The 17,293-nt window shown below is 39.7% G+C and carries 13 protein-coding genes; 6 read left to right on the forward strand and 7 right to left on the reverse strand.

The window, feature by feature from the left end; all coding sequences use genetic code 11:
• The first annotated feature begins 282 nt into the window (after nucleotides 1-282).
• The 4 genes from mreBH to AC3G7N_RS07555 all read left to right on the forward strand — a co-directional run bounded on the left by mreBH (nucleotide 283) and on the right by AC3G7N_RS07555 (nucleotide 6,157).
• Nucleotides 283-1,290 (forward strand): rod-share determining protein MreBH, encoded by a 1,008-nt coding sequence (mreBH, locus tag AC3G7N_RS07540; RefSeq protein ID WP_489421536.1) that lies wholly within the window; start codon nucleotides 283-285, stop codon nucleotides 1,288-1,290.
• A gap of 879 nt (nucleotides 1,291-2,169) precedes the next feature.
• Complete coding sequence (locus AC3G7N_RS07545; RefSeq protein WP_489421537.1) at nucleotides 2,170-3,315, forward strand: CaiB/BaiF CoA transferase family protein; 1,146 nt, start codon at nucleotides 2,170-2,172, stop codon at nucleotides 3,313-3,315.
• A gap of 69 nt (nucleotides 3,316-3,384) precedes the next feature.
• Nucleotides 3,385-4,569 (forward strand): acyl-CoA dehydrogenase family protein, encoded by a 1,185-nt coding sequence (locus tag AC3G7N_RS07550; RefSeq protein WP_489421538.1) that lies wholly within the window; start codon nucleotides 3,385-3,387, stop codon nucleotides 4,567-4,569.
• Nucleotides 4,570-4,711: 142 nt separating this feature from the next.
• On the forward strand, nucleotides 4,712-6,157 hold the full coding sequence (locus AC3G7N_RS07555; RefSeq protein ID WP_489421539.1) for an NAD-dependent succinate-semialdehyde dehydrogenase: 1,446 nt from the start codon (nucleotides 4,712-4,714) through the stop codon (nucleotides 6,155-6,157).
• Between the two features lie 80 nt (nucleotides 6,158-6,237).
• Here the strand turns inward: AC3G7N_RS07555 and AC3G7N_RS07560 are convergent, their stop codons facing one another.
• From AC3G7N_RS07560 to AC3G7N_RS07590, 7 genes are all read right to left on the reverse strand, one after another.
• A complete protein-coding gene (locus AC3G7N_RS07560) occupies nucleotides 6,238-6,567 on the reverse strand; it encodes a DUF3870 domain-containing protein (protein ID WP_489421653.1) in 330 nt (109 codons plus the stop codon).
• A gap of 21 nt (nucleotides 6,568-6,588) precedes the next feature.
• Nucleotides 6,589-7,353 (reverse strand): IclR family transcriptional regulator, encoded by a 765-nt coding sequence (locus AC3G7N_RS07565; RefSeq protein WP_489421540.1) that lies wholly within the window; start codon nucleotides 7,351-7,353, stop codon nucleotides 6,589-6,591.
• 423 nt (nucleotides 7,354-7,776) lie between these two features.
• Nucleotides 7,777-8,946, reverse strand: coding sequence for a saccharopine dehydrogenase family protein (locus AC3G7N_RS07570; protein WP_489421541.1), 1,170 nt, complete (start codon nucleotides 8,944-8,946; stop codon nucleotides 7,777-7,779).
• Between the two features lie 42 nt (nucleotides 8,947-8,988).
• Nucleotides 8,989-10,488 carry an aldehyde dehydrogenase family protein gene (locus AC3G7N_RS07575; protein ID WP_489421542.1) on the reverse strand — a complete coding sequence of 500 codons (1,500 nt, stop codon included), beginning with the start codon at nucleotides 10,486-10,488 and terminating at the stop codon, nucleotides 8,989-8,991.
• Between the two features lie 43 nt (nucleotides 10,489-10,531).
• The gene (locus AC3G7N_RS07580) at nucleotides 10,532-12,169 is read right to left on the reverse strand and encodes a thiamine pyrophosphate-dependent enzyme (protein ID WP_489421654.1); all 1,638 of its coding nucleotides are present in this window, start codon (nucleotides 12,167-12,169) and stop codon (nucleotides 10,532-10,534) included.
• A 133-nt stretch (nucleotides 12,170-12,302) separates the two neighbouring features.
• Nucleotides 12,303-13,469, reverse strand: a complete 1,167-nt coding sequence (locus AC3G7N_RS07585) for an LL-diaminopimelate aminotransferase (RefSeq protein ID WP_489421543.1) — start codon at nucleotides 13,467-13,469, stop codon at nucleotides 12,303-12,305.
• 123 nt (nucleotides 13,470-13,592) lie between these two features.
• Nucleotides 13,593-15,173, reverse strand: a complete 1,581-nt coding sequence (locus AC3G7N_RS07590; RefSeq protein ID WP_489421544.1) for a Na+/H+ antiporter NhaC family protein — start codon at nucleotides 15,171-15,173, stop codon at nucleotides 13,593-13,595.
• Nucleotides 15,174-15,371: 198 nt separating this feature from the next.
• Between AC3G7N_RS07590 and kynU the strand changes: the two genes are divergently transcribed.
• Together kynU and kynB are read left to right on the forward strand one after the other, a co-directional pair.
• Nucleotides 15,372-16,658 (forward strand): kynureninase, encoded by a 1,287-nt coding sequence (gene kynU, locus AC3G7N_RS07595; protein ID WP_489421545.1) that lies wholly within the window; start codon nucleotides 15,372-15,374, stop codon nucleotides 16,656-16,658.
• Complete coding sequence (gene kynB, locus AC3G7N_RS07600) at nucleotides 16,658-17,284, forward strand: arylformamidase (protein WP_489421546.1); 627 nt, start codon at nucleotides 16,658-16,660, stop codon at nucleotides 17,282-17,284. Before kynU ends, kynB begins: the two co-directional genes overlap by 1 nt.
• Nucleotides 17,285-17,293 lie beyond the last annotated feature (9 nt).

Below are 17,293 nucleotides of genomic sequence, written 5' to 3' on the forward strand. Positions count from 1 at the left end.
AATCTACTAAAAAAACATACTTGACATCATTTTATTTTCTGAAAAATATTACAACCTCTCTTCATTTGTAACAAAAATGATAAATTAGATGTTAAACGAAAAAAGGCTATATAATCTTGTTCGTGATTCATTGAAACCCTTACTATATAAGGAAATTATGGTTTACTTCCTCTATGTAATGTATCAAAATCCAAAATCTGTAAAGCACTTACCTACCCCCACAAATCATGTTATAGTATAGAAATGCTATAATTGAAAACTGTCATCATTGGAGGAGCTAAAATGTTATCTAATGCAGAAATTGGTATTGACCTAGGTACTGCTAATATACTTATTTATTCAAAGACAAAAGGAATTGTTTTAAACGAGCCATCTGTAGTGGCCATTGATATTAACACGAAAAATGTCGTTGCGGTTGGAACAGAAGCAAAAGAAATGGTTGGTAAAACACCACAGAACATCGTCCCCATTCGCCCGCTAAGGGATGGAGTAATAGCTGATTACGATGTTACCGCACAAATGTTAAAGGAATTTTTGAAAAAGGTAAGTAAAAAAATGGGACTTTCCATGCGTAAACCAACAGTAGTTGTGTGTACACCTTCTGGAAGTACTTCAGTTGAAAGAAGAGCCATTCACAACGCAGTAACAAGTTATGGTGCTAAACATGTACATTTAATAGAAGAACCTGTTGCAGCTGCGATTGGTGCAGACCTACCAGTAGATGAACCGATTGCGAACGTTATCGTTGATATTGGCGGGGGTACATCTGAAGTCGGCATCATTTCTTTTGGTGGTGTTGTTTCTTGTAATTCTGTACGCACTGGCGGAGATAAAATGGATGAAGAAATCATTCAGTATATCCGTAAAAACTATAATATTTTAATCGGTGAAAGAACTGCAGAAAATATTAAAATTGAAATTGGATATGCAAATGCAGATCATAAAGAGGATACTATGGAAGTTCGCGGCAGAGATATGGTAACTGGTTTACCAAAAACAATCACTGTTTCTTCTACAGAAATCCATTCTGCATTAAAGGAATCGCTTGAACAAATTTTAGAAACCATCCGTGCGACACTAGAAAATTGTCCTCCAGAGCTAAGTGGTGACATTGTTGATCGTGGTATCGTTTTGACTGGTGGTGGTGCATTATTAAACGGAATGAGAGATTGGCTAGCAAAAGAAATCATCGTACCGGTACACATTGCCCCGAACCCTCTTGAATCAGTGGCAATCGGAACAGGCCGTGCACTTAAGATGATTACCAAACTACAAAAAGCCGCTAAGTAGAAAGAAAAGCGTAGTGGGCTTGCTCAGCGACGACAAGCGTAGTCAAAAGACCGTAGAGCACACGGTCTTTCGTGCTCGGAGTGTCTATTGACTACGTCTCGAGTCGCTAGCCCACGTAGCTAGACAGAAAGAAAAGCGAAGGCGACTGGTTAGCGACGTACAAATAGATAGGACTGTGAAAGTACGGTGAACTGTCCGTACATTCATCAGGACTAACTATTTGCTAGTCGCTAGGAGCCGTAGCTAGACAGGAAGAAAAGCTGAGGCGCCCGTTTATTGGCGTATGATCTGTGCCCACGGATCAAGAAAAGCTGCGTTTAGATTGCCAATCGGCCGATATATCGAGAAAATGGCAGTTATATGAAAATATCAGCGGTTATATCGTCATAACGGCCGATATATATTTGTAACAGCCGATATATTCAGTAATCAGCGGATATCCAGGCTGAACACTTCTCCTTTTTCCAAAACGCATAGCAATGAATAGTATTTTCGAAGCTGAATTCCATCAAAGGATTCAGCTTTTTTAAAATAAACATTTACATATAATTCTGAATATATTAGAATAGTAATTAGTAAGATTCATGTTAAAACGCAAAAACGTTTATATCACATGATCTGCGTCAATTAATTCGAACGAAAAAGCGAAGGCGATTAATCTGGGGTACACGCACAAGGAACCGTTGAGTGATTGCTCTTTGCACGTGTAGTGTTCATGTCGCAAACCCCGATGAGCTACAGCTAGATGACTGTCTAATCTGTTTACATACCCATTCCAGGTAAGTTCCAGCAGATAATGAGCCAGTTCAAGTTGACTTACAGCACGACTGTGGTCAGTTTGAATTGGCTTTTTTTAATTGAATGGAGAGGAGTGATTTTTTGGCTGGTGCATTGGAACATATCAAAGTTCTCGATTTGTCGCGTGTGCTTGCAGGCCCATACTGTACGATGATTTTAGGTGACCTTGGTGCTGAAATAATTAAAGTAGAAGCCCCAGAAGGCAGTGATGACACCCGCAAATGGGGGCCACCATTCCAGAATGATGTAAGCGCCTATTACTTGTGTGCAAACCGAAACAAAAAAAGTATTACAGTCGACCTGAAATCCCAAGAAGGCATTGAGACGATTAAAAAGCTTGCATCTGAAAGCGATGTCATTCTTCACAATTTCAAATCAGGTACGATGGATCGTTTTGGATTAGACTATCAAGCTCTCACTGAAATAAACCCTGAAATTGTTTATTGTTCGATAACAGGGTTTGGTGAAACTGGTCCATACCAAACAATGCCTGGCTATGATTTTATCATCCAGGCGATGAGTGGATTAATGAGTATCACTGGTGACGATCAATCAGGTCCACAAAAGTTCGGTGTTGCAATAACCGATATTTTAACCGGGTTATATGCTTGTATTGGTATTCAAGGTGCACTACTTGAACGAACGATATCTGGAAAAGGTCAAAAGCTGGACATTTCGCTTTACGATTCAGCTGTCAGCTCTCTTGTTAACATCGGTAGTAATTATCTGATGTCCGGCAAAATTCCTACAGCACTTGGAAATAATCATGCCAATATTGTGCCTTATCAAACATTCGAAACAAACGACGGGCAAATGGTGGTCGCAGTCGGGAACGACAAGCAGTATAAAGCGTTATGTACCATTTTAGAAAGACCTGAACTTGCTGATGACGATCGATTTGAAACAAATTCTGATCGGGTGGGAAATCGTGAGGTATTAACTCCACTACTGCAACAAGCTTTTCATAGACAGTCAACAGCTATCTGGCAAACAAAGTGTCAGGAAAAAGGTATCCCTTGTGGGCCCATTCAAAATATCGAGGAAGTGACAAAAGACCCACAGCTTCAAGTAAGAGAAATGTTTATCGACTTTGAGCATCCCACTGCAGGAAAGGTAAAAATGGTAGGGAGCCCGCTTAAGCTTTCACGGACGCCAGTACAATATAAACAGCACCCGCCTAATGTTGGTGAGCACACAGATGAAATTCTTGCACGTTTTACTAGATAAACTCTTACCTGATTTTACTAACAAATAGTACTTTTTTTAAATAAAAAATAATAATATGGAGATGATCAAATGAATTTTGAATACACGGAAGAACAAAAAATGCTTCGAAATACAGTTCGTAACTTTGTAGATAAAGAAATCATGCCACACATAGCTGAGTGGGACCGAACAGGAAAGGCTGACCCTTCTGTGATGAATAAGCTTTCAGATCTTGGATTAATGGGGGTTTGTATTCCCGAAGAGTATGGTGGTAGCGGAATGGACTATAATTCACTTGCCATCGTTTGCGAGGAATTAGAGCGTGGTGACACAGCTTTTCGTACAGCTGTTTCGGTACATACCGGATTAAATAGTATGTCTATCCTTCAATGGGGTAATGAAGATCAGAAACAAAAATACCTCGTCCCACAGGCAAAAGGTGAAAAAGTCGGTGCATTTGGCTTAACAGAGCCTGGTGCTGGATCTGATGTTGCATCCTTAAATTCAACAGCTACAAAAGATGGCGAATATTATCATTTGAATGGCCAAAAAACATGGATTTCATTGTGTGATTCTGCTGATCATTTCTTGGTTTTTGCCTATACTGATAAATCGAAAAAGCATAATGGCATATCGGCATTCATTGTTGAGCGTACTTGGGAAGGATTTTCATCAAAGGCCACAAAAGGTAAACATGGAATTCGAGCTGGAAATACTGGCGAAATATTTTTTGACAATGTAAAGGTTCCAAAAGAAAACCTGCTTGGCAAAGAAGGAGAAGGCTTTAAAATTGCAATGGCATCACTAGATAATGGTCGTTTTACAGTTGCTGCTGGAGCATGCGGGCAAATTATGGCATGTATTGAAGCTAGTGTTGATTACTGTCATGAACGCGAAACGTTTGGAAAAGAAATTGGCCGCCATCAGCTAGTGCAACAAATGGTTGCTAAGATGGAAGCTGGACTGCAAATGAGTCGATTACTCGTATACCGCGCTGGTGAACTAAAAAATCAAGGAAAACGAAATACCCGTGAAACATCTCTGGCGAAATGGCAAGCTTGTGACTTTGCTAACAAAGCAGCTGATGATGCAGTGCAGATTCACGGTGCTTATGGTTATTCGGATGAATACCCTGTTGAACGTTATTTGCGTAACTCCAAAGCACCTGTTATCTATGAAGGAACACGTGAGATTCACACGGTTATGCAGGCAGAATATGTTCTCGGTTACCGAAAAGATAAACAATTAAACAATATGTTGCCTGCATGGGAGTAGGAAAAGCGAAGGCGACTGATGAGAAGCGATCGCGTAAGCAAGGAATCTTAAAGCACATGGTTTTAGTGCTCGGAGTGTTCATTGCTTATAACGGCAGCTTCTAGGTGTCACAGCTAGACAAGAATATCGAGGGGGATAACGAATGATTAAAAAATATATCGATAGTATTTTTATAAATGGAACCTGGCAAGGTGCTGATACAAAGGAAACAGAAACAATTTACAATCCCGCTACACTTGAACCAATAAGTGAAATATCATATGGGGGGAAAGCAGAAACAAAAAAGGCTATTCAGGGAGCTTCAGAAGCTTTTAAAACTTGGGGACAAACAACAGGACGTGAACGATCACGAATTTTATACAAAGCGTCACAAATCATGTTAGAAGAAGCAGATCGACTTGGTGAAATTTTGACAACTGAGCAAGGAAAACCATTAAAAGAAGCAATTGGCGAGGTCAAAGGTGCAGCCAACTTCCTATTATGGTATGCAGAGGAAGCAAGCCGTGGATATGGTGAGTTAATCCCTTCATCCGTTAAATCCAAACGGCTAATGGTTATACCTCAGCCTATTGGTGTTATTGGGGCGATTACACCTTGGAATTTTCCAGCATCTATGATCACAAGAAAAATTGGTCCTGCACTTGCAGCGGGGTGTACAGTTGTACTTAAACCTTCACCAGAAACACCAATATCAGCTATCGAAATAGTGAAGATACTGGAACAAGCCGGCTTGCCAAAAGGCGTCGTGAATCTTGTTACAGGTGATGCGCAAACAATTGGTCAGACAATGCTATCCGATAAAGAGGTGCGTTTAATTACCTTCACTGGATCAACTAAAGTCGGAAAATATTTAATGCGTGAAAGTGCCGATCATGTAAAAAAACTATCCTTAGAGCTTGGTGGCCACGCCCCGATAATTGTGTTTGATGATGCAGATATTGAAAAAGCTGCGACTCTCACGTTGGGAAGCAAGTTCCGTAATAACGGCCAAACCTGCATTTGCGCCAACCGCTTATATGTGCATGAATCTATTAAAGAAAAATTTACAAATAGGCTTGCAGATAAAGTTAAAGAATTACAAATTGGTAATGGTCTAACAGGAGACACGGATCTTGGACCATTAATCAATGAAAATGCTGCAAAAAAGGTTCAAGCACATTTAGATGATGCAGTTGAAAAAGGTGCAAACATTATTACTGGTGGATGTAGATGGAAAGGCGAGTTTGATGGTTATTTCTATCAGCCTACTGTCCTATCTGATATCACTGATGACATGATAATCATGAATGAAGAAACATTTGGTCCTGTTATCCCTATTCAAACATTTACAGATGAGGATTCCGTCATTCGTAAAGCGAACAATACCGATTATGGATTAGCCGCGTATATTTTCACAGAAAAAACGAGTGTTGCCTTACGAGTATCAGAACGATTAGACTACGGAATTGTTGGTGTAAATGATGTATTCCCATCACTTCCAGAAACTCCATTTGGCGGAATCAAACAATCTGGTATGGGTAAAGAAGGCGGCCACCATGGGATGCAAGAGTTCTTAGAAATGAAATTTATTTCGATTTCAATAGATTAGAGAGATGGGGAGCACGTGGACCTAATTTAATTTGGTTAACCAGAAAAGAATGTTCTGCCAATTAAATTGGTAGGACATTTTTATGTAACTGTATCTTTTTTTATATGTGTATATTGCTCGTATTGCTTGTACAAATCCTTCAATGCTGATATCAGTGCGTTTCCAGCCTTTCCTAAGTAATGTAAGCGAATTTCTTCCACTGGATCCTCAATGCCATCCTGTAAGCTATGGCCACGCAATAATTGCTGCACAAACTCTCGACCGTGAAGCGTAGCCAAAGTGCAGCTTGCGGTTACAATCACACCATACTTTTTATCAACTTCAGCTGTTATGGTTAATGTATCATATATACTTTTTGCTGCCATACCTGAAGGTAATTTTGCATGTCCAGCAACAAATACTGTATGCATCACTTTCTCTCCTCCCCTTGACTATGTAGTTTGAAAGCCAAGCTTTTTAGATATTTTCTCTGCACTTTTTCGCGTTTTCATTTTAATTTCTTGTAAATTTTCTCCTTCAAAATGGCTGGATAATCCACTAACTGTTAAGGCAGCAATGACTTGTCCTCTATAATTATATAAGGGATAGGAAATTCCTGTTGTCTCCAAGTCCTGTTCGCCAATACTGTAAGCATAACCCTCTTCACGGATGATGTCTAATTCTTCTTGAAGCTTCCTTTTATCAATTGTCCGATGCTCATCGATTGCATAAAGTACAGCATCACCCAGAATCTCTATTTGCTTCGCTTTTTCCATAAATGCTAGTAATAACTTGGGGCCAGACCCAATATAAAGTGGCGAGCTCTTACCGATTCTTGTATATAAACGGATAGCTCGTGTACTATCAACCTTCTCTATATACGTTGCTTCTTTTTGATTTGCAATTACAATATGGATTACTTCATTGATATCTTGCGCTAATTCTTCCATTAATGGTAACGCTATTTCCCTTATTTCTAGTTGATTTGTAACCAAATGTCCGAGTTCTAACAATTTCAGGCCCAGCCTATACCGACTGTCTTGATCGTTCTCCTTTGCTTTTTGTAAAAATCCACATTCCACTAGTGAAGCCAAATGTCTATACGCGGTTGGTTTAGGCAGATTAGCTCGGAGTGCAATTTCCCTTAAAGATAATTCCTGTATGTCCTCGGTAAATAAATCAAGCAGTTTCAGTGCCTTGATTACGCTTTGATTCATTGTAATTACTCCTTAGTTGCTTATTAAGTTTGAAAACAACCCCCTTCCCATAACAAGTAGAGGGTTGCTTAATACACTTTGAGATTAATCGTTATTTCGATATATCAACGTTCGTTTCATGATATCAACACTCATTCGAGGATATCAACGCTCATTCCAGGATATCAACGCTCATTCCGGGATATCTACGCTCACTCCGGGATATCTACGCTCACTCCGGGATATCAACGTTCATTCCAGGATATCTACGTTCATTCCAGGATATCTACGCTCATTCCAGGATATCAGCGCTCGTTCCGGGATATCTACGCTCATTCCGGGATATCAACGCTCATTCCAGGATATCAACGCTCATTCCAGGATATCAACGCTCATTCCGGGATATCAACGCTCATCCATTTCACACGACACGTATACGCTTTGTTATATATTCACATGTGTTTTGGTATTGTTTGATTCATGGATTTTGACACCACGCTTAGCCATTTCCTTGATGTATTTATCGCCTGGAACAATTTGTTCTGGCGGATAAACACCTGGTTTGGCAATTGTACCATTTCCAATCATTTGTGCTACTACAGATATGGTGTTGGCTGTGGCCCGGGCCATAGCAGTTACATTATTATCGCGATCTTTAAATGTTGTCATTTCATAATCAAAAGTGGTTGGAATGCCGTCTTTTTCACCAGAAACTTTTACCCGTAAGAGAACAGCGTCATCTTTATCTTTTAAATCCACGATTGGATCAAGTACTTTTAATAATACTTCTCGAGGGCTTATTTTTTGCCCATTCAATTCTACTTCATAATCCATTCGAGTAAGGTTTAAATCCACTAATAGTTTAAACTTCTCAGCATGACCTGGGTAACGAATGGTTTTGTATTCTAGTGTGTCAATATCTGGATATGAGAGTGATAAGGTGGATGTACCTCCTGATGTATGAAATGCCTCTAGTGGACCAAATTTTTCAAAGTGAACCGTTTCTACTTCAGTCAATGATTCAACCTCTTGCTTGATACCATTTCGAACAATCAGCGATGGATCTGTATAATGATCAAACACACCTTCCATCGAAAATACGTGATTGTACTCAAAAGGTGGTTCAGGTCGAACAGGAATTCCTCCAACAAATAACTGGATAGATGTTAATTTATCAAGCTGTCCGGCCCCATGGCCTGATAAGATGTTGATCATTCCCGGCGCAACACCTAAATCAGGAATTAATGTGACACCCGCTGCTTTTGCTTCTTCTTGTAGCGCGAGAACTTTATCAGTCATATGACCAATGTGACCACCCAAGTCAACGGAACTAACGCCAACTTGGATAGCAGTCTTTGCAACAATTTCATTGAACGAATAAAACAATGCATTTATAATCACATCAAATTGGCTCATGTAATCTGCAAGGTCTGCGATGTCACTCGCATTTACCTGGTAAGCCGTTAATTTCGTGGAATCTAGTTGATCACAAACTGCCTGAGCACGCTTGATATCAATATCTGCTAAACCAACAGCAGTTACCCCCTCATTCATCGTTAAATCGCGAGCAGCTTCTTTCCCCATTAAACCGGAACCAAGTACACCTATCTTCATCCAAATCACTCCCTGTGTAAGATTTGAAAATTATTTTTCTATCTATTCCACGTCGATTTGAGCGCGCTGCAATTTCCCACTGTAATCAACGTAAACCGCTTTCCATTCAGTAAATACATCTAATGCTTGAACGCCAGAGTCACGGTGCCCGTTCCCAGTTCCTTTTGTACCACCGAATGGTAAATGAATCTCTGCTCCAGTTGTTCCTGCATTTACATAGACAATACCTGTGTCTAGGTCACGCTGCGCTTTAAACACTTGATTTACATCATTAGTAAAAATAGAACTAGAAAGTCCATATTCCACACTATTGTTAACTTCAACTGCTTCATCAAAGCTTTTAACTGGGATCAATGAAACTACAGGACCGAATATTTCTTCATATGCAATTCGCATATCAGGTTTAACGTTTGAAAATAACGTTGGGGCAAAATAATTTCCCTTTTGATGCTCTCCTTCGTCCATTACATAGCCACCTGCTAGTAATTCAGCGCCTTCTTCTCGACCAATTTCCATATACTTTTTAATTTTATCTATCCCAGCCTTATTAATAATAGGACCTACTTTAATAGATTCATCTAAACCATTGCCAATTGATAGTTTTTTCATTTCCTCGAGTAGCCTGATTTCTAATTCATCCTTGACCTTCTCATGGACAATTACTCGGCTGCACGCTGTACATCGCTGACCGCTTGTTCCAAAAGCACTCCAAAGAATACCTTCTACAGCTAACGTTAAATCTGCATCATCCATGACAATAACTGCATTCTTACCACCCATTTCAAGGGAAACCTTTTTCAGTTGCTGACCACATTGCGCAGCAATTTTACGCCCTGTATCATTGGATCCTGTAAACGAAATAACTCGTATTCCATCGTGGTTGACCATTGCATTTCCTACAGTCGAACCTGAACCAAATACGACGTTTACTACACCTTTAGGTAATCCCGCTTCTTCAAAAATCTTTGCGAGCTCAAAAGCCATAATCGGTGTTTCTGTTGCAGGCTTCCAAACTACACCGTTCCCTGCCACAATTGCTGGGAATGACTTCCACGTTGCGATTGCAATTGGAAAATTCCACGGGGTTATTAACCCAACTACTCCGATTGGTGCACGAACACTCATTGCAAACTTATCCTTTAACTCTGCTGGTGTCGTTTGCCCAAACATTCGGCGACCTTCACCCGCCATATAAAATGCCATATCAATTCCCTCTTGGACTTCTCCACGGGCTTCCTCGATTACTTTTCCGTTTTCCATTGTTAATAATTGGGAAAGGCGTTCTTTCCGCTCTTTCATAATGCTTCCTACACGGTATAAAACTTCAGCCCGCATTGGTGCCGGAACTAGTGCCCATTCCTTTTGTGCCTTTTTGGCTGCCTTCACTGCATCATCAACACTAGATGCGTCCGAAAGCGGAACTTCTACAACAGTTTCTCCTGTTGCTGGATTAATAACAGGGATGGTTTCCCCTTTCGCCTCAATCCATTCTCCACCGATATAGTTTGCTAGCTTTTTTACTGATAATAGTGTTTCTACCATGATGAATACCTCCTAAAAATTATTATCTATATAGGTTAATAGATTACTTTTCCGTGCGATCTCTCAATTGTTGTATCGTTGAAGAGACCGAGATGTTTTCTCCATCTGTTATTATTTCTATTACAGTTGGGCCTTGATTATGAAGCGCTTTGTCGAGCGCCTTTTCAAATTCACTAAGTGTCCAAACGGTATAACCATCTGCGCCAACACTGTTTGCTAGCTTACTAAAAGAAACGTCACCTAAGTTAGTAGCAATTACTTTTTCTGGATAATGAATCTCTTGATGCATTCGGATGGTTCCATACATATTATTATTAAATACAAGACTTATTACTGGTATCTGATATCTAACAGCGGTCTCAAGTTCCTGTACTGTCATCATAAATCCACCATCACCTGATAGAGAAACAACGGTTTTACTGCGATCTGCAAGTTGAACACCCAGTGCTGCCGGCATCCCATAACCCATCGCTCCCGATGTAGGTCCAACATAGGTGTTTGGTTTTGTAAATGGATAAAAGGAATGAAGCCATCCTGCAAAGTTACCCGCGTCATTTGTAAAAACCGCATCTTTTGGTAACCTTTTTTCTAACAAAGCCATGATTTGTTTATTGATCACATCATTACTTGTTACAGTTAGCTTACTAACCTGCTGATAGGCTGCTCTTCTTTCAGTTGCCCAAGCTGCCCATGAACCTGCAAACGATAATTCAGATAGTTTTGAGAGTGCCTCTCCGCTATCAGCCAAGATACCGATGTCAGGGGCATAAACCTTTCCAAGTGTTTCATAGTTTATATCAATATGAATCAACTTTTTGTCTGGCGTTATAATCTTATAATCCTGTGTTGTTACCTCAGATAATCTAGTTCCAAAAGCTAGTATGATATCTGCTTCCTTTACGGTTTGTAAGACTTCATTACTTGTTCCTAACCCTAAATGCCCACAATATAAGGCGTGGTTATTTGGAAAAACATCATGCCTTCTAAAAGCAGCTATTACCGGTATAGAAAACTTTTCGGCAAAGGCTACTAGTCGTTCTTCCGCCTTAGAAGATTTAACTCCACCTCCTGCAACAATTAACGGATTTGTTGCTTTGCTTAACATGCTCTCTACCCGCATTACCTCTTCTGTTGAAGGGGCAGGTTTCGGCTTAACAGTCGGTGGTCCAAAAGACATTTCCGCTTGAGCCGGAAGTACATTTTCTGGTAATGAAACGATTACAGGTCCCGGCCTTCCAGTTTGAGCGATACGAAAAGCACGTTGGACAAGTTCCGGCATACGCTCTGGATCATTCACTTCGACAGCCCATTTTGCAATGTGACCGAAATATTGATCTAAATCAACTTCTTGAAAGCCTTCTCTCCCCCTAAACTTACTATGTACCTGACCCAAGAATACAACCATAGGGGTGGAATCCTGATAGGCTGTGTGCACACCAATTGATAAATTTGCTGCACCAACACCTCGAGTTGCCATAACCACTCCAGGATTGAGCGTTGCTTTTGCATACCCCTCTGCCATAAAAGAGGCACCACCTTCATGCCTTGTCGAAATAACTTCAATCGGTTCCGCATCATGCAAAGCATCGAGTAGTGGCAAATAGCTTTCACCGGGTACACAAAATACATGTTTTATATCTTCTAACTTCATACATGTAACAATTGCTTGTGCTGCCGTCATTTTGACTTTCTTTTGCAAAGATGTGTTTACAACCAATTTAATTCACCTCATCCTTAGAAAACTGGCATTCGCCAAGCCTTTGGGCGAATGCCTTAGTTGCACTTATGCAGAAAGAAATATGGATATACTTTCTTTACTGCCAAGACATGCTTTTGATTCGCTTAATTACCTCACCTAATCGATCAGTTGTGACAGATAACGAAATACGGATATAGCCTTCCCCCGCTGTTCCAAATGCAGAGCCAGGCGTGACAATAACGCCTGCTCTGTCAAGCATCTGGTTAGCAAATGAAGCGGATGTATATCCTTTTGGAACTTTTGCCCATAGAAATATAGTCCCTTTAGGTTTTTCAGCTTCCAACCCTACTTTGTTTAATGCTTCGTGTAGTTTTTCCATTCGTTCTTGGTATATCTTATTATTCTTCTCAACTGCTTTTAAATCACTTTTCAACGCTGTTGCTGCTGCCAACTGAATAGGGAGAAATTGACTTGTATCGATATTACTTTTTAAGGTTGAAAGTGCTTTAATTACTGCTTTGTTCCCTACAAGATAGCCAATACGCCATCCAGTCATATTAAAACTCTTTGATAACGACCCAAATTCTACTGCATAATCTTTTGCTCCCAGTGCTTGCAGGATACTAGGTGCTTTGTAGCCATTAAAAGTTACCAGGTCATATGCAGCATCATTCGCTACAATTATGTTATTACTTTTCGCATATGATACCGCTTTCAAAAAAACATCAAGGCTTACACTAGATGCTGTTGGATTACTTGGATAATTTAATAGCATAAGCTTAGCTGATTCGTAATCCTTTTTTGAAACTTGATCAAACAATGGCTGGTATCCATTCGATTCATCCAGTCGCAACTCTACACTATTTCCACCAGCCAAATGTACAGCTGTGCGATACACTGGATATCCTGGATTTGGAATTAACACCGTGTCCCCTGGATTAATCACCGCTTGCACCATATTGGCAATCCCTTCTTTGGATCCTATTAGTGCCAAGACTTCTGTGTCGGGATCAAGATCAACTGCATAACGACTTTTATAAAAATCAGCGACCGATTGCCTATATTCCTGTGTACCGCTATAAGTTGAATAACGGTGGTTTAACGGATTTCTTACCTCTTCCACCAGTCTATCAATTACAAAATCTGGTGTAGGTAAATCAGGTGCTCCAATACCAAGATCGATGACATCCACACCCTTTTTCATGAGTGCCTTCTTCTTTTGTTGAAATTCTGAAAACAAATAAGGTGGTAGGGTATTTATTTTTTCAGAAACGAACGTCATCATTCTTCCCCCTATTTCATTAAATGAAACAGCATTCCATGTTTATACTATCAGTATAAATCAATGATTTAAAATTTGCAATTGTTTATAATATAAAAATTTTAATTCATCTTATAGATCTGCTTATTTGGCAATGCTTTCTTCAACCTCAGAAACTTTTTCTGGTTTCTTTAATGTGAAAAATAAAACAACTAAACCCAGTAACACTACCGCAAGTCCGATCCATACGTTACCGACAATTCCTAGTACTAAATATCCAAGTCCTGCAAGACCTGCCGCCAAAAGCGCATATGGTATCTGTGTTGTCACATGGTCCATATGATCACAATTTGAACCCGTTGACGATAAAATTGTCGTATCAGAAATTGGTGAACAATGATCACCAAATACAGCACCAGCTAAAACTGCTGCAAGCATTGGAAGAAGTAGTGTTATATCTGTAGATGCCGCGATTTCACCTGCTATTGGAAGTAGTATCCCAAACGACCCCCAAGAGGTTCCTGTAGAAAATGCTATAAATCCAGCCATTATAAATACGATGAATGGCAATAACATAATACTTAGATTTGAAGATTCTACAACGCCAGCCAAATATGTTCCGGTTCCAAGTTCGCCAATTAATGTAACAATTGCCCACGCGAAAATTAGAATGGAAAAACCAGGTATCATTGACTTAGTACCTTCCCATAAACCTAATCCGAAATGCTTACCAGTTAAATTTCTACTTCTCAGATGACGGAAAAACAAAGTAAAAGTCACCAATAAACCTGTTAAACCACCGTAAACAAGAGACTTTGGTACATCCGCACTTCCAAATATATTAATTAATGTAGCTTCTTCTTCAACTGCCTTAAGCCCCGTCCAATAGATAAACCCGAGTGTTGCGACAAATAGTACTATAATTGGAGCAACTAAATCACTAATTCGACCTACTTTACTCGTTGGTAAATTTGATGACGTATCGATTTTCTCCTTACTTTCTGAACTCATAACCTGCCCGGTTTCAATTGCTAGGTCTTCGTGCTTTTTCATTGGTCCAAAGTCTGATTGTTTAATGGCTATTACAAACACTACTCCTAAAGCGGCCCATACGTAAAAGTTCATCGGAATGATTTGAATAAACGCACCAAATGCACTGTATTCCGTGATATTATTTGTTGCAAACACAGTACCAATTATTCCAATGATATAAGCGCCCCAACTAGAAACAGGTGCAATAACACAAACAGGTGCTGAAGTAGAGTCTACAATATACGATAATTTCGCTCGGGATACGCGATGTTTATCTGTGACTGGTCTAGCCACTTGTCCAACCGTTAAGCTGTTAAAGTAATCGTCGACAAACACAATAACCCCTAATAGTGCTGTCATAACTTGAGCACCAGCACGTGATTTCACGCGGGTAATCATCCATTCACCGAAGGCTCTTGTGCCTCCCATCATACTTACGAAAGCTGTCAGAATACCTAGCATTAAAACAAACAATAGGATGAATACATTCCATTGATTTAATGCACCTTCTGCAACAAAAACTCCTTTAAATGCTTCCCAAATTAAGCCAAGTGATCCGATTACATCAAAACTTTCAATGAAGAGCGCCGCAGCAATAATCCCAACACCAAGTGATAACAATACCCGCCTTGTCAATAACACCATGATTATTGCTAACAACGGTGGTACTAACGACCAAATCGTATTCTCCATGGTAGTCCTCCTCAGGTTCTATTTTTTTAAATGTGAACCGCAATCTTCAACTTCACTCCAGCCCTCCCTAAAATTAAATTATTCTTGGTATTCTATATCTATTTAAAAAATTCCTCTTTTATACTGTGAAAAACTTTCTATTACGACCGTCTTTTGACACTTCATCTTTGAAAATATATAGTTTAAGTAACTATCGAAATGAGGTGCTTTGATTTGAATACAGAAAAAACATATGCACAGTTTTTAGATGAACAAGATGATTTAAATTCATTTAGGGATGAATTCTACATTCCAAATGAAACTATTTATTTTGATGGAAACTCGTTAGGCCTGCTATCAAAACAAGCAGAAGAATCACTAGAAACATTATTAAATTCTTGGAAAAAGCACGCAATTGATGGCTGGACTGAAGGTGTGCAGCCGTGGTTCTATCTCTCTGAAAAACTTGGTGAAATGACCGCACCTTTAGTTGGTGCTACTATGGAAGAGGTTATCGTAACAGGATCAACGACGACCAATCTCCATCAGCTTGTGTCAACCTTTTTTAAGCCGAATGGTAAGAAAACAAAAATTTTGGCGGATGCACTAAATTTCCCATCTGATATCTATGCATTAAAAAGCCAACTGAAAATAAAAGGGTATGACCCGAGTGAACATCTTGTCCAAGTGCAAAGTAAAGATGGAAACAAACTCAAGACTGATGATATCATCGAAGCAATGACTGACGATGTGGCTTTAATCATGCTTCCTGGTGTCCTTTATCGAAGTGGACAAATCTTGGACATGCAAACACTGACTAAAGAGGCACACAAGCGCGGAATAGTGATTGGATTTGATTTATGCCATTCCATTGGGTCCATTCCCCACCAATTATCCGAATGGGGAGTTGACTTTGCATTTTGGTGTAATTATAAGCACCTTAATGGAGGACCAGGAAGTGTTGCAGGATTATATGTTAATAGGAAACATTTTGGAAATGAACCAGGCCTAGCAGGTTGGTTCAGTTCATCAAAAGAAAAACAATTTGATATGTCCCATACGCTCACTCCAGCTGAAAGTGCTGGTGCATATCAAATTGGAACTCCTCATGTACTAAGCGCAGCACCCCTTCTTGGCTCGTTGAAAGTTTTCCAAGAAGCTGGCATTGACCGTGTCCGAAAAAAGTCATTGCATTTAACAAAATATATGATGGAGCTTATCGAATCGGAATTAAGTGACTACCACTTCACGATCGCAAATCCGAAAGATGATGCAACACGTGGTGGCCACATTTTCCTTGAACATGAAGAGGCTGCTCGGATCTGTAAAGCATTAAAGGCCGATAAAGTAATCCCAGACTTCCGAACACCAAACGGAATACGTCTTGCACCAGTAGCTTTATACAACACATTTGAAGAGGTTTGGGAAACAGTCATGATTTTAAAGACAATCATGAAGGATGAACGGTATAAAAAATATGAAAACAAACGAGGTGTAATAGCTTAATGTCACACGAATGGATAGATATTTCACAACCTTTGACAAATGATATAGCACACTGGCCTGAGGATACAGCCTTTTCCTATTCGCTTACAGTTGCGAAAAAGGAGTCTGGTTCGGTAAACATTGGCCAAGTAACTACCAGTGTGCATACTGGTACACATGTTGACGCACCCTTTCATTTTGATGATAATGGTCAAACGATTGATCAGTTGGATGTGAATTTATATGTCGGTGAGGCAATGGTAATAGATGTAAGTTATGTAGATGAAGTCACTGTGGAAACACTTGCCAACTTTTCGTTTGATGGGATAAAACGTCTATTATTGAAAACTTCCCACCCAAACGATCCAACACGTTTTCCAGAAAAGATTCCTACGCTTGATCCAAGAATAGCTGATTTATTAGCAGACAAAGGAGTAAAACTACTTGGTGTAAATATGCCATCTGTTGACTCTCTTGATAGCAAGGATTTACCAACTCACCATGCCCTTTATAAGAATGGAGTTAATATTCTAGAGAATCTAATACTGGATAAAATCGAACAAGGAAACTATGAATTAATAGCTTTACCACTTGCGATAAAAGGGTCAGATGGTAGTCCTGTCCGTGCAGTATTAAGACCACTATAAAAAAGGAGA

It is taken from the genome of Virgibacillus carmonensis (genome assembly GCF_057836705.1).

Excerpts from the sequence above, each read along its gene's own strand:
- mreBH (WP_489421536.1), top strand. The coding sequence starts at position 283 with ATGTTATCTAATGCAGAAATTGGTATTGACCTAGGTACTGCTAATATA.
- AC3G7N_RS07550 (WP_489421538.1), top strand. The coding sequence starts at position 3,385 with ATGAATTTTGAATACACGGAAGAACAAAAAATGCTTCGAAATACAGTT.
- AC3G7N_RS07555 (WP_489421539.1), top strand. The coding sequence starts at position 4,712 with ATGATTAAAAAATATATCGATAGTATTTTTATAAATGGAACCTGGCAA.
- AC3G7N_RS07560 (WP_489421653.1), bottom strand. The coding sequence starts at position 6,567 with ATGCATACAGTATTTGTTGCTGGACATGCAAAATTACCTTCAGGTATG.
- AC3G7N_RS07565 (WP_489421540.1), bottom strand. The coding sequence starts at position 7,353 with ATGAATCAAAGCGTAATCAAGGCACTGAAACTGCTTGATTTATTTACC.
- AC3G7N_RS07570 (WP_489421541.1), bottom strand. The coding sequence starts at position 8,946 with ATGAAGATAGGTGTACTTGGTTCCGGTTTAATGGGGAAAGAAGCTGCT.
- AC3G7N_RS07575 (WP_489421542.1), bottom strand. The coding sequence starts at position 10,488 with ATGGTAGAAACACTATTATCAGTAAAAAAGCTAGCAAACTATATCGGT.
- AC3G7N_RS07580 (WP_489421654.1), bottom strand. The coding sequence starts at position 12,169 with ATGACGGCAGCACAAGCAATTGTTACATGTATGAAGTTAGAAGATATA.
- AC3G7N_RS07585 (WP_489421543.1), bottom strand. The coding sequence starts at position 13,469 with ATGACGTTCGTTTCTGAAAAAATAAATACCCTACCACCTTATTTGTTT.
- AC3G7N_RS07590 (WP_489421544.1), bottom strand. The coding sequence starts at position 15,173 with ATGGAGAATACGATTTGGTCGTTAGTACCACCGTTGTTAGCAATAATC.
- kynU (WP_489421545.1), top strand. The coding sequence starts at position 15,372 with ATGAGGTGCTTTGATTTGAATACAGAAAAAACATATGCACAGTTTTTA.
- kynB (WP_489421546.1), top strand. The coding sequence starts at position 16,658 with ATGTCACACGAATGGATAGATATTTCACAACCTTTGACAAATGATATA.